Source organism: Sporocytophaga sp., assembly GCF_017745095.1.
Taxonomy (GTDB): Bacteria; Bacteroidota; Bacteroidia; order Cytophagales; family Cytophagaceae; genus Sporocytophaga.
In genome coordinates, this window is the sequence record NZ_JAGHZZ010000010.1 from 58,393 (window position 1) to 72,452 (window position 14,060).

Below are 14,060 nucleotides of genomic sequence, written 5' to 3' on the forward strand. Positions count from 1 at the left end.
ATTGCCGAATTGTAATACAGCAAATTTATTGTTAATTTACTTTAATAAGTATTTGAATCTATATGATTTAATTAATTTGAATGCTATAAAAATATCTATCATGAAACTTTATTTTAAAATTCCTCAGAAATTAAAGACCTATTTCGATAAAGAAATAACGTTATATCAACAGGCTTTTAATGATGGAGAGCTTCAAGTTGCATGGCGCCATTTAGAAAGAGCTCACATACTTGGACAAGCTTATCCTTTTGAGCATTCATATGCCCATTGGCTGATGTTGAGATTCGGAATTAGGATAAAAAGTATAAAAGAAACAGTGGGGCAAATTCCACGTTTGCTTGTGGGTGGTGTAAAATCATTCGTAGGGATAATTCCTGTTGGCAATACAGGTGGATCTAATGTTCCTCCTCTTAAAACTATGGAAATTCCAGAGGATCTTAAAGAGATTTTATTACTACATAGTGGATTATAAATTTGAAAAACTGCGTTTTATCACTTTTTCATTAGTTTAACATGGGACATTTTATTGTCCCTTTTTTTTGAGTTTTATCTTACTTGATTGGTTTATCCTTCTTATTTTTAATATTTATCCATCTATGATTTAGGATACTCTTTGCTCTCTTTAATAGTGAATTTGTGCAATACGGAAATTCCTTTAAAAGGATACATATTAAATGCTATTTAGATACTAAATGGAAAGAAACTATATCTGTGTAAAAATATTTTTGGGAAATTAAATATATAGTTATTTCAAGGGTAGACAGAGGATTTTTATGAAGTTAAATTTCTACCTGTAGATTTTTTCGAACACCCCTGAAAACATCGTTAGGGAATTGTCGTATAGGGTCGAAGTGCTAATGTATATTATAAATTTTATATATAGTTAAGCAATATTTCGATTATGAAAAACGCATTTTATATCATTTTATCATTATGTATTACAGCATCGGGTTTAAAATCACAGAACCTTGTGAATAATCTTAATGCTAAAGAGACAGAAGCGGTTTTAATAGGAATAGTTACAGATAAAAATAAAATTCCTGAAAAAAATATTGTCTATACCATTAAAAGTGACGATAAAACTTACAATAAAAAAGGACTTACAGATGAAGATGGAAAGTTTACTCTCATCGTGCCTAAGGGAAAGAAATATAATGTAAAGGTGACTAAAATGGGGTTTGAATATGATTTCACATCTCAAGTTCCCACTGTTAAAGGCCCTCTTGAAATCGTTCAGAATTATATGATGACCTTTACTATGGATTTCAGACGGACCTATAAACTTGAACATATCTATTTTGACCCAAATAAATGGGATATCAAAAGTGAATCACAACCTTCATTGGATTCATTGGCCAATACATTTGTTACAAATCCAATGTTTGTTGCTGAAATTGCAGGATATACAGATAATGTTGGAGATGATGTAGATAATCTAAGATTGTCACAGAGAAGAGCAAATGCTATAAGAGATTACTTACTAGGTAAAGGTGTAGATCCTGCTCGTGTTTACGCCAAGGGATATGGAGAGAATTACCCAATAGCATCTAATGAAACTACAGAGGGAAGAAGTAAGAATAGACGTACAGAGGTTAAAGTGATGTTTGAATGAGTATCCTGATTTTGCTTATTTCATTATTTATTAAAATTCAGTTTTATCGAAGAAAATTTACAAATAGACATATGTTTACAGGTTCAAAAGAAATTATTCAAATCAATAGTGCTTGATTTTTTGTATAAATGAATTTAGAGGTTAGGTTAAATAAACTTCTGATTCAGTCAATCGTCAGCTAATTCAATAGATACAGGTATTATTTATTTATATATATACCTGTAGTGCATATTTACTTTAAATCAATACTCCTAAGAAAATTCTTGTGAATCATTCTCTTTAACAGAGAGATAGAGGGTTATATATTGAATATTTATAAATAGGAAAGTAGAATGGTTTATTGGATCACAGATTTTTCAACAGCAATTATTATATCAATAACCTAATTATATGCATTTAAAACGACAAATTAAGCATATATTATTTTCTCTCTTGCTCTTGTTCATGTACTCTCATGGATATGGGCAGACAGATGAAAATAGTTCAGGAGTAAGGATTACTCAATCAACTTTGACTAAAGTTAAACTAGTCTATTTAAAAAATAACTTATGTAATGGTGACAATAAAGGTGCCATTGATATAAACGTAACTGGTGGTATTCCTCCGTATTCATACAAATGGAGTAACGGTGCAACAACCCAGGATATTACTGGTCTTAAAGCCGGAACATATAAACTTTATGTTGCTGACTCCTATAAATGTAAAGACTCAATTGTAGTGGAAGTTTCTGAACCTTCTAAATTAAGTGTAGAAACTGATTCGGTAGCTCATATACTATGTTTTGGTTTTAAGAAAGGATTAGTAGCAATATCAGTTAAGGGAGGTGTTGAACCATACAAATATAGTTGGAGCAACGGTGCTACAACTCAGGATATTCATGAAGTACCAGCAGGTACTTATTCTGTTTTGGTTTCTGATGCTAACAATTGTCAGGAGATTCTATCTGTAAATGTTGAGCAAAAGCCTTTAATTGTAAGGTCTATTGATGATGTCTCAAATATTAAATGTAGTGGAGATAGTACCGGAAAAGTTGATATATCAGTTTCAGGTGGTGTTCCTCCATATCGTTATTTGTGGAATAATGGATCAACAAAGGAAGATCTTCATAACGTGCCTGCCGGCAAATACTATGTTGTGGTAACAGATGCGAACAATTGCCAGGAAGCATCAACCACAAATGTAAAGGAACCTGATAAGCTGACTTTAAAGATAGATGAATTAAAGCACATCAAATGTTATGGAGATAAAGGTGGTGCAATAAATGTTTCAATTCATGGTGGCGTAGGTCCTTTTAAATATAAATGGAGCAATGGTGCAACGACCCAGGATATTACGGGGATCACAGCAGGTAGCTATACTTTAAATGTAGTAGATTTTAATGGTTGTAAAACAACTATATCTGCTACAATTAATCAACCTCCATTATTAAGTGCTGCATTAGGTGAACTTAAAAATGTTAGCTTTTTCGGTGGAAAAGATGGTTCGATAAATATTAAAGTGGATGGAGGCGTTCCTCCTTATTCTTATAAATGGACTAATGGTGCAACGACTAAAGATGTTTCAGGGCTTCAGGCTGGTAGTTATTCTGTTATAGTATCTGATGCTACAGGATGTAGTAAAACTGTAATTGTAAATATCACACAGCCTCAGTTGCTTTCTCTAAAACTTGATAATCTTAAAGATGTTAAGTGTAACGGAAATAAAGAAGGAGAAATTCAGATTGCTGTAACTGGTGGTGTGGCTCCTTATAAATTTAAATGGAATAATGGTGCAACTACACAGAATCTTTCTGGAGTTGGAGCCGGAAATTACTCTGTTGAGGTAATTGATGCTAATGGTATAACAAAAAGTTTGAGCTTTGTTATCAATCAACCAGAACCTTTTACGTCCAAAGTAGAAGGAGTAGAAAATATTTTATGTAATGGTGATTACAAAGGAGCTGTGAATATATCAGTTGGTGGAGGTATTAAGCCTTATACATATAAGTGGAGCAATGGAACAATTACAGAAGATTTGGTTAATATTCCTGCAGGAAATTATTCAGCAGAAATTAAAGATGCTAATGGCTGTTTAACTTCTGTTAGCACAACTATTACAGAATCTCCAGCGATTGCATTACAGGTTGGTGAGGTTAAAAATATTTTATGTAACGGAAATAAATCCGGGGCTATTAATATTTCAGTTAATGGAGGGATTGCTCCATATTCCTATTCATGGAGTAATGGTGCTACAACAAAAGATCTCGCAAATATTGGTTCAGGTGATTATTCACTTAAAGTAACAGATTCTAAAGGATGTTTTAAAACAGTTAAGGCAAGTGTTACACAACCAACTCCTCTTACTGTTGATAAGCAATCATTGAAAGATGTTAGCTGTAATGGCGGTAATAATGGAACAATAAATATTGCAGTAGCAGGTGGTGTTCTTCCATATACATATAAATGGAGCAATGGGACAACTTCAAAAGACCTGAGCAATGCAATAGCTGGAAGTTATACTGTAAATGTTTCTGACGCTAATGGATGTACTAATTCTTTAAGTGCTACCATTACTCAACCTACTAAAGTAGTTTCTACTTTGGAAGCAGTAACTAATATTAATTGTAATGGAGACAGTAAAGGTGCTGTTAATATCTCAGTTTCAGGAGGTGTACTTCCTTATTCTTATAAATGGAATAATGGAGCTACTACTCAGGACTTAGTTGGCGTTAAGGCTGGTTCGTATTCAGTGAGTATCGCAGATGCTCATGGATGTAAGGATACTTTGTCTGCAAAGATCAATCAAAATTCTTTGATGGAAGTTTCAGTAGAATCATCTAAAGACATTAAGTGTTTTGGCGAAAGTAAAGGTGCTGTAAATATTTCTGTTAAAGGTGGTGTTACTCCATATACATATATTTGGAATAATGGTGCCGTTACACAGAATATTTTAGATGTTCCGGCGGGATTATATTCAGTAACTGTTACAGATGCTGTTGGATGTAAAAAAATAGCTAGCTCTAAAATTTCTGAGCCAGTTTTATTTCAAGCTAATCTTGATGGTGTGACAGATGTTAAATGTCATGGAGATAGTACAGGATCAATCCAAGTTTCTGCTAAAGGTGGGGTAACACCTTACTCTTATAGATGGTCAAATGGATCTACTTCTGAAGACATTTCAAAATTAAAAGCTGGTTCTTATTCTTTGAAAGTATCTGATGCGAACGGATGTACTGAAAATATTTCAGCTAACATTTCTCAGCCAACTACTCTGATAACTTCCATAGAATCTTTAACAAATGTTGAGTGTAATGGTGAGAATACAGGTATAGTCAATATCTCAGTTAAAGGAGGTACTAGCCCATATTCGTATACTTGGAGTAATAGTGCAAAAACAGAAGACTTAACAAACGTTTCTGCAGGTAATTATTCTGTAAAGGTTTTAGATGCCAATGGATGTCAGAAGTCTTTAACCGCAAATATTACTGCACCTCCTGCACTAATTGTTTCTCTTGATGCTGCGAAACATATCAATTGTTATGGAGAGAAAAAAGGAGCTATCAGTGTTTCTGTAAAAGGTGGAGTAGGTCCGTATTCTTATACCTGGAGTAATGGAGCTACTACTGAAGATATTATGGATGTACCTGCTGGAAACTATACCGTAAGGGTTTCTGATGCAAAAGGTTGTATTACTACTTTAAATCAAGAGATTAATCAGCCTGCTATGTTAACTGCTTCAGTTGATGCGGTTAAAAATATTCCATGTTATGGAGATACAACTGGCTCAATTAATATTTCTGTTAAAGGTGGATCCCTACCATATAATTTCAAATGGAGTAACGGGGCAACTACTGAAGATCTTAAAGGATTATCAGCTGGAAACTATACTGTAACTATTACAGATGCTAAAGGCTGTATAGAAACTCTATCTGCTAAAGTTTCAAGCCCTGCAGCTTTAACTCAATCTCTGGAGTCTGTAAAGCACGTTCAGTGTAATGGCGATAAAAGTGGAATTGTAAACATAACTGTTGTGGGTGGTACTGGACCTTATGTTTATAAATGGAGCAACGGAGCAACTACACAAGACTTAACAGAAGTTGGTGCTGGTTCATATTCTGTCACTCTTTCTGATGCAAATGGTTGTTTGGGTAAAACTATTTCTGCTACAGTAAACCAACCCACAAGTCTGGTTGCAAAAGTTGAATCTGTGAAAAACATCATTCGCTATGGAGAAAACACGGGTGCAATTTCTGTTTCAGTTTCTGGTGGAGTTGCTCCTTATAAGTTCAGCTGGAGTAATGGTACCTTTGCTCAGAATTTAACTGCAGCTCCTGCTGGAAATTATACATGTCTTATTACAGATGCTAACGGATGTTTAAAATCTGTAAGTGCTGTTATTGAAGAACCTTCTTCTTTGGTAGCTACTATAGAATCAGTATCTAATATTCGTTGCGCTGGTGAAGTTTCTGGTGCAATTAATATTGCAGTAACCGGTGGTAACCCTCCTTATTCTTATACATGGAGTAACGGATCTAGTACTGAAGACCTTAACAATATTCCCGTTGGTGCATACTCTGTATTGATTAAAGACGCAAACGGAAGTACTCAAACTTTAAAAGCTAATATCACTCAGCCTTCAACATTGAAATTAAAGGTAGCTGAAGTTAAAAACCTTTCTTGTTTTGATAATAATTCAGGATCTATTACTACAACGATCACTGGAGGAGTACCTCCATATAACTTTGTATGGGATAACGGTGCCAGAACTCAGGATTTGAGCGGTATAGCTGCGGGAACATATTCAATAAGCATTACAGATAAGAATGGCTGTTTAAGTTCAGAGAAAGTTACAGTGAAACAACCATCTGTACTAACTGCGAAAATAGTTGATGTTAAGAATTTGTCTTGTTTCGGTGATAATAAAGGAGCTCTTGATCTTTCAGTAGAAGGCGGGGTAGCACCTTATAGCTATAGCTGGAGCAATGGCGCTAAGGTTCAGGATATAACCGGCTTGAGCAAAGGTAACTACTCGGTAAAAATTATCGATGCTAATGGATGTACTGAAACAGTTGCAGAGTCAATTTCTGAACCCGAATTATTGACTGCGAGTATTGCTTCTGTGAAAAGTAACATGTGTGCAGGTGAAAAATCAGGATCAATTAACCTTTCTGTATCAGGTGGAACGGCTCCATATAAATTTAAATGGAATAGTGGCGATTCCCTTCAGAATCTACAGAATTTAAAATCTGGTAAATATAGTGTAGTTATTTCAGATGCCAAAGGATGTACTGCAAAGGCAGAAGCTACGATTGAGGAACCTAAGTTACTTTCGGCTACATTGGATAATCTAAAAGACATTAAGTGTTTTGGTGAAAGTTCAGGTGAAATAAATGTTACCGTTGCTGGTGGTGTTGAACCGTACGCATACAACTGGAATAATGGTGCTACAACTCAGGATATTGCCGGAATTGAAGCTGGTGATTATAACCTCACTGTTACTGATAAAAATGGTTGTGCAAATAATAGTATAAAAGTAAATGTTAAACAACCGTCTTTACTTTCAGTGAAATTAGATTCTGTAAGTAACATCTCTTGTCAAGGCAGCCGCCAAGGATCAATTAATATTTCTGTAACAGGTGGCACTCAACCATATGTGTATAATTGGAGTAACGGAGCTATTGTAAAGAATATTTCAGGCCTAAGCGCTGGAAGTTACACTGTTAAGATCAAAGATCACAATGGTTGTATGGAAACTTTGACTGCTGATATTTCAGAACCAGCTGAACTCGTTACTGCTATTGAAAGTGTTCGTCACATGAAATGTAATGGTTTAAGCGAAGGTGAAATCATCATATCTGTGAAAGGTGGAGTTGCTCCATATAAATTTAAATGGAGTAACGGTGAGACTTCTCAGAATATTCAGAATGTTCCTAGTGGTGACTATTCTGTGACTATCACTGATGCTTTAGGATGCAGCAAAACACTTAAAACTACTATTGAGCAACCTGTAATGCTTGTAAAATCATTGGATGCTATTATGAATCTTAAATGTAATTCAGATACTTCAGGTGAAATTCATGTGAGTGTTAGTGGAGGTGTTCCACCTTATAGCTATCAGTGGAATAATGGCGCTACTTCTCAGGATCTTATAAGAGTGCCTGCTGGAGAGTATTCTCTGACAATTACAGAAGGAAATGGTTGTTTAAGTACTATTACAGCTACAGTTACAGAACCTACTTTATTTAGCGCAAAAGTTGCCAAAGTTACTGACATACTATGTCATGGTGAGAAAAAAGGATCAATTGTACTTGATGTAGAAGGTGGAGTTCCTCCATACAAATATCAGTGGAGTAATGCTACCAACGCTAAAGACCTTTTTGATCTTCCTGCAGAAAGCTATTCTGCCTTGATTAGCGATGCTAATGGTTGTCTTAACTCTGTATCTGTAGATATCACGCAGCCAAATCCACTTTCTCTTAAAATTGACTCTCTATGGACAGTTAAATGTTGCGGAGACAGCAGTGGTGCGATCTTTATCTCAGTTACCGGTGGTGTAGGTCCTTATTCATATCAGTGGAGTAATGGAAAGACAACTGAAGATGTGATTGGATTAAAGATGGGACAATATTCTGTAACTGTAACTGACGTTAACGGTTGTTCTGTAAGCACACCAAAAGAAGGTATGACTCTTTATGATCAAATCATGAGTCAAGGTAAATTCGTAACTAGAAATATCTTGTTTGATGTAGGAAAAGCGACTATCAAAATGGAATCATTCCCTGAGATCATGAAGATTGCCACTGTTATGAAAGAACACCCTGAATTGATGTTCAGTATTGAAGGCCATACAGACAGTGATGGTGATCCAGTGAAGAATAAAATTCTTTCTGATGACAGATCAAAAGCTATCAAAGAAGCATTGATTAAAATGGGTATAGATAGCCAAAGACTTGAGTCAAGAGGTTTTGGACAGTCTAAGCCTATCGATACCAATACTACTAAGGAAGGGAAATCTAATAACAGAAGAGTTGAGTTCGTTCTTATAACACCTACAATTTCTGCTAAATAATAGTCTAAGGATTTAATTTTTAATAAAAAAAATAGTCCGTACATAATGTACGGACTATTTTTTTATCTATATATTTTTAATAAACTCTATTGCAATTGATACTGAATGTTGAAAGAGGTAACCATTGCCAATCTTCTCCGCCAACACAACCTAGTTTAGTCCATTTGTTTAATAAGTCAGAAAATGAGTTTGCCATTATATATCCATGCCCTTCGCCATCATCGTGACCTAGGTATACAATCTTGCCGTAGTTATTAGGTTCCAAGTCAATTGAAATTTAATCAACATTGCCCACTTCCTGGAAAACAAATTTGTTGTGCCAAACCTTATCATATTCGTTGTCAATATTGGGGAATACTTCTTTTATCCAACCATCTTTACTTTCGTTAAATTGTAATATGAAGTTAAGTCCCCAATGCAATTCTCCACAAAATATTTGTCTTAGTTGTTCTGGCAATGGAAGGTCGTCAGGTAAAAACCATTTGAACTCGCAGTGAGATGAAACGGTTAATAATGTATTTCTAGAGTCAGCAGGTAATTGATAGGTCAAACTTTTTTCGTTGTCTTTAACGTCTGAGACCGTTGCAGGTTTTTCACAAATTAAAATCCCGACAGTCACCTCCTAATTTGTCTATATGGGTAAAATATTTATCTAAGAGTTCTTTCATGACATAGCGTACTGCAATATGTGTTTTGGTTCATTAAATCTCTGATATTGGCTAAAAGCAAATGCTTCGATATTGACAATTGAAATTATGGAAATTCAACCCAATTTTTACTGCTTATATTTGCTTTGTGCTGTTTAATTTTTTCAGAGTATTGAACAGCTTCTGTGTCATTGTTACTCATTAAATATTCGTCTAAAGCTTGTTGAGCTTTGTCATTCGCTACTTTGGCATCTTCAAGTTGATTGGAAATATATAAAAACCAACTATACTTGTCCCAGGCGAAATAATTAGTTTTTCTTGTTTCCTCATTTAAGATAGTATTTAGATTAACTATATAATATATCTTATAAGAGGGAGTATAAGATAAGACAAGAGAAAATGCAAAGCATACAAACAATACAATTTGCGGAAATCTAACTTGCACTTCTTTAGTGGTATGTAAAACCAGACAGATTATGCTAGATAGAATTGGTATTAATACCATTATTTTATATCCAGCAATATCAATTCCTACAGACCAATATTGAATTCGAAACAAAAAATAAATTGCCCATAAGGATAGTGATAAGTTTAAAAATGAAATAGGTAAATCTGTTTTGAGTTTTTGTATCAAATAGATAATGCTATGAATAAATAGCAATAAGCAGCTAAGTGCTAATAATGCGGAAGATCCTGATATATGGAATAGCTTAAATAGTACTCCTATTACGAATATTGTCCAGGATATGATTTGAAAAATTTTCATACAAATAATGTAATTTGTACTAAAATATCGATTTAAAGGATAATTAACAAAGTCATCTAATGTTGAGCTAATAATTTTTGTATTACCGAAGATTAAAGAATTGTGTCAGTTTGTTTTACATATTGAATATTTCTTACAGACATAGGTTTTTAAGCTTGTCTTTTTGGTTATAAAATTAACTTAAGCCTTTCGCTTTCAGCTTAAAAAAAGCTGGTGCAACAACCTCGAAACATTGCACCAGCTAAAAATGTAATCACACTGACTTAATATATCACCAATTTTTTAGTTGACTGATAATTCTCTTTACGCATCCTGACTAAGTAAATCCCTGGCTTCAAGTCCTGTTTTTCAAAAGACATTTCGTGGTAACCTTGGCTAATTTCTTTCTCCACCAGTGATCTGACTTTATTGCCTTTGGTATCAATCACCTCTAAACTTATTGAACCACCTGTAGTATTGAATGAAATGGTACCAGATTGCTCAATTGGGTTAGGAAATATATCATGTAGCTTATCCACTCGCTCTATATTGGACGTATCAGTATTAGAGGTCACTGTGCCCGTACGGAATAAGTCATGGTATTGACTTGCATATTTTGCTGTCTTCGTAGCACCGCCAAATACTGACTCCAGCTGAGAGTTTGTAAGACAGAACCAGTCTTTCAATACGGAATAGTACACACTTCTATAGTCAAATTGAATAGGTACCTGTGTTTCAACTTTATTAGTATCTGGATTTAACAATACCGGATTAGTACCATAGCGACCACCTTTTAAGGATGAACCAAATAACCAGATAGGAGTGGAGCGCCCATGGTCAGTTCCTTTACCACCATTAGATCGTACTGTTCTTCCGAATTCAGTAAAGACAATTCCTATTACTTTATCTGCTACTCCCATTTTTTCTATATCTTGCTGAAAGCCTGATATTGCTCTGGATACGCTATTTAACAGACCTGTATGTGTACCATCATATGTATTGCCTCCGACCTGGCTTGTATGTGTATCAAAGCCACCTTGATATACAGTGTATACGCGAGTTTGTAAACCTCCTTTGATCAATCTGGCCACGTTTCTAAGGTCAGTCGACAAGCGATCATTTCCGTACAGCAGGGATTTAGGAAATGAACTGTCTGGTGCTTTACTGGCTGCGCTTACAATTCGCGCATTATATTTATCAGTATCTACTGAAACCTTTCTTAAGTAAGTTAATTCGTCCCCAGCGCAATTCTGAGGAGCGAGATCACCATATCCACCCAATAGGGGATAATCGTTTGTGATCGATGTAACTGAAACTCCTGCAGCCACACCTGTAAGGTCATTCAAAGCAAGGGGAGACACAGAACCCATGTTGATACATAGAGGGTCTTCATATCCATTTTTAAGTAGTTCTGTTGGATCAGGGAATCCATAGCCACCATAAACACTTTCCAATTCCCTTCCAATCCATCCTGATGAAAGAAACTCATTAGAATCTGCTCCCATCATCCAGATGTCTGTAGCCCTGAAGTGTGAAAAGTCAGGATTGTCATAGCTACATCCCATGACAATTGACATTTTGTTTGCTTCAAACAAATCATATAAGCCTTCCATCGCAGGATGAAATGCAAGATCTGCATATTTACTCGTGGTGGTCTTACGGCTACCAAGAGTAGCTGTTCCATTATTAACAGCAGTAGCAAATCTTAGATTGTTTTCTGCTATCATTACATTTGATCTTACTCCTTGTAAGGTTGAGTACTGGTCGAGTGGTATGAATGTATTCAATCCGTCATTTCCACCGAATAGTTGCACAACAACCAATATATTATCAGTGCAGGAGCCTGAAATAGCGTTAAGAAAAGAACTTTGAGCATACAGACTCTGGCTTCTCATGATCTGTTCTACAAACATAGTTGCTGCACAAGCCTTTATTCCATTATTTATAAATTTTCTACGATTCATAGTTGATAGATTTTGTTTGTTATGTTTTAGGTTAATTGAAATTCTTCCAGCCTTACAAGCACGTCAAATAAAGATTTCAATCTGGTAGTGACTACATTTTTCTGCTGGGTAGTTGCACCGGAAGCAGCTGCAGCATTCCAGGCCTGAGTCCAGTAATTATCAGTTGTCTGTCCAGTGAGCAGCGTTTGCATCTTGATAGTGCTTTTCTGATTGGAAGTAAGAGGAATTCCTAAAAACAATTCACTCAACTCATTTATAAGAGCATTTGGATCGGAGGCGTCAGTAAGTGTTTTACAAAATTCTATATGATTCAGTGTAGGTTGAAATGCATCGAAAGACCAGGTTCCGCCACCTCCATTGCCACAATAGCGTTTGGCAAAGTCCTGTCGTTTTGGTAATGTATCAGAGTTGATCCAGAGTTCATGGAACTGTGGCATTTGATAGTATGGAGACCATCCTGCAACATTTGGAGATTCTATTGCACCCATTGCCATACCCAATGATTGCTGATGCAATGCATTAAAGTGTGTATAACGTTGTTTTACATCTGTTACATTAACTAGTGACTCTCCATTTGTCGTTCTCAATAGGCCTATAACTACATCATAAGGCGTTTTTATCATAGCTCCTCTGTGACGCATGTCAAAGAAATGTTGACTCGCAAGGAGCGTTTTTACTACAGGAAGTATTTTAAAGTTGTTCTGCTTGTAAAGGTTAGCAAGTGGCTTAATTACATTGGTCTTTATATTGTCATCTATATAAGAAAATACAAACCATCTGTATAATTTCTTGACAATAAAATCGGCAACAATATCAGCTCTAGACCAACCCTGAAATTCAGTACCTGCAAGGGTTGCAATGTTTTTGTCGGTATCATCGAACATGATATCCACCAGTTGGTTTAATTCGCTGTCACCGGCAGTGGCCGAATTTCGTGTACTATCCGTAATTGTCTTGTTACTATAAAATGCAGAAAGCTTTTTAGCGGGTTTTGCAGGACTGCTATTTACTCCATAGTCATGGTCAGAAGGTTGAAATCCATAATCAGCCCCCAAAAAGTTATAAGTAGTACCTTGTCTGAATATTATGCCTTTGTGACCAGTTAGGCAACGAGCAAATATCTTTACATCATCTTCAGTATATCTTTTATCGAATGGAACTTCTTTACCTATACAAAATAGCTCCTGAATTTCTCTGGCAAAGTTTTCATCAGGGTAGTTGACAGTATTATCTTGGCCGTTGAGATACATTAGGTATGCAGGGTCTTTGGTTATTCCTTTTACAAGGTCCCTTAAATCAGAATTGACGTTTTCCCTGATAAGCTTTGTGTAAAGAAAAGATCGCTGAGAGTAATTGAGCGTAATGGAATTCATGGCAAAATGATTGAGCCAGAATAGGACGAGCTTTTCATAGACACTTCGTCCCTGGTTCAATGCAATACCAATGTTCCATTTCTGTAGAGATCTATCTCTCCAGAAGTTATCCGCAGTGGGGTCTGAAATTCCAAGTTGTCCTCCACTTCCGGAAAGAATATTTTCAGTACGGCCCCATTCTTGTCCAAGAGCCACGCCACCCCAATCTACAGAGCCATCACCATTTTTACCTACTGTAGAATCATATTCCCGTAATGGGTAGTGGGGAATTGCCGTGGGAAGGCTGCCAGTCAGCTCATTTACGACCTCTGTCAAAGATTTTCCGGTAAAGTAATCCAAATCAGATTTTTTTACCCCGTACATGGCGCGCTTAAGCAAATGGATTAGCTCGGCTCTCCCAAATGTGCCAGTATATGGACTAACCCCCGAAGTGGTGGTAGTACAATTGTCGCCTTGTGTTCGGGCATTGGCATTGCCTTCATTGCTTTTTCTTGCATGAGGGCTGATGTTCTTTAAAAGGGGGTCCTGATCTTTGTCAATGGTTAAAAAAGACCTTCTCGACAATGTGTTTTTCATGTTAAAATGGGTTTAATATAACATCTTGCTTCGGGTGGGAATAAAGCAAAAAGAACCGCAACACGATAGCATTGCTATGCAAAGGGGGAAAGCCTT

The 14,060-nt window shown here is 35.9% G+C and carries 8 protein-coding genes; 3 read left to right on the top strand and 5 right to left on the bottom strand.

All coding sequences use genetic code 11. The annotated features are described in order from the left end of the window. The first annotated feature begins 100 nt into the window (after positions 1-100). From J7604_RS16310 to J7604_RS16320, 3 genes are all read left to right on the top strand, one after another. Positions 101-472, top strand: a complete 372-nt coding sequence (locus J7604_RS16310; RefSeq protein WP_293897613.1) for a DUF3703 domain-containing protein — start codon at positions 101-103, stop codon at positions 470-472. A 429-nt stretch (positions 473-901) separates the two neighbouring features. Continuing rightward, on the top strand, positions 902-1,612 hold the full coding sequence (locus J7604_RS16315) for an OmpA family protein (protein WP_293897616.1): 711 nt from the start codon (positions 902-904) through the stop codon (positions 1,610-1,612). A gap of 390 nt (positions 1,613-2,002) precedes the next feature. Next, positions 2,003-8,659: an OmpA family protein gene (locus J7604_RS16320; RefSeq protein WP_293897619.1), complete on the top strand. Its 6,657-nt coding sequence runs from the start codon at positions 2,003-2,005 to the stop codon at positions 8,657-8,659. 76 nt (positions 8,660-8,735) lie between these two features. Here J7604_RS16320 and J7604_RS16325 read toward each other — a convergent pair whose 3' ends face one another. The 5 genes from J7604_RS16325 to J7604_RS16345 all read right to left on the bottom strand — a co-directional run bounded on the left by J7604_RS16325 (position 8,736) and on the right by J7604_RS16345 (position 13,964). Then, complete coding sequence (locus tag J7604_RS16325; RefSeq protein ID WP_293897621.1) at positions 8,736-8,924, bottom strand: hypothetical protein; 189 nt, start codon at positions 8,922-8,924, stop codon at positions 8,736-8,738. 12 nt (positions 8,925-8,936) lie between these two features. Next, the gene (locus J7604_RS16330; RefSeq protein ID WP_293897624.1) at positions 8,937-9,278 is read right to left on the bottom strand and encodes a hypothetical protein; all 342 of its coding nucleotides are present in this window, start codon (positions 9,276-9,278) and stop codon (positions 8,937-8,939) included. 134 nt (positions 9,279-9,412) lie between these two features. Further along, on the bottom strand, positions 9,413-10,072 hold the full coding sequence (locus J7604_RS16335; protein WP_293897627.1) for a hypothetical protein: 660 nt from the start codon (positions 10,070-10,072) through the stop codon (positions 9,413-9,415). Positions 10,073-10,335: 263 nt separating this feature from the next. Next, on the bottom strand, positions 10,336-12,015 hold the full coding sequence (locus tag J7604_RS16340; protein WP_293897629.1) for a DUF1501 domain-containing protein: 1,680 nt from the start codon (positions 12,013-12,015) through the stop codon (positions 10,336-10,338). 26 nt (positions 12,016-12,041) lie between these two features. Then, positions 12,042-13,964, bottom strand: coding sequence for a DUF1800 family protein (locus J7604_RS16345; protein WP_293897631.1), 1,923 nt, complete (start codon positions 13,962-13,964; stop codon positions 12,042-12,044). Between the last annotated feature and the right edge of the window lie 96 nt (positions 13,965-14,060).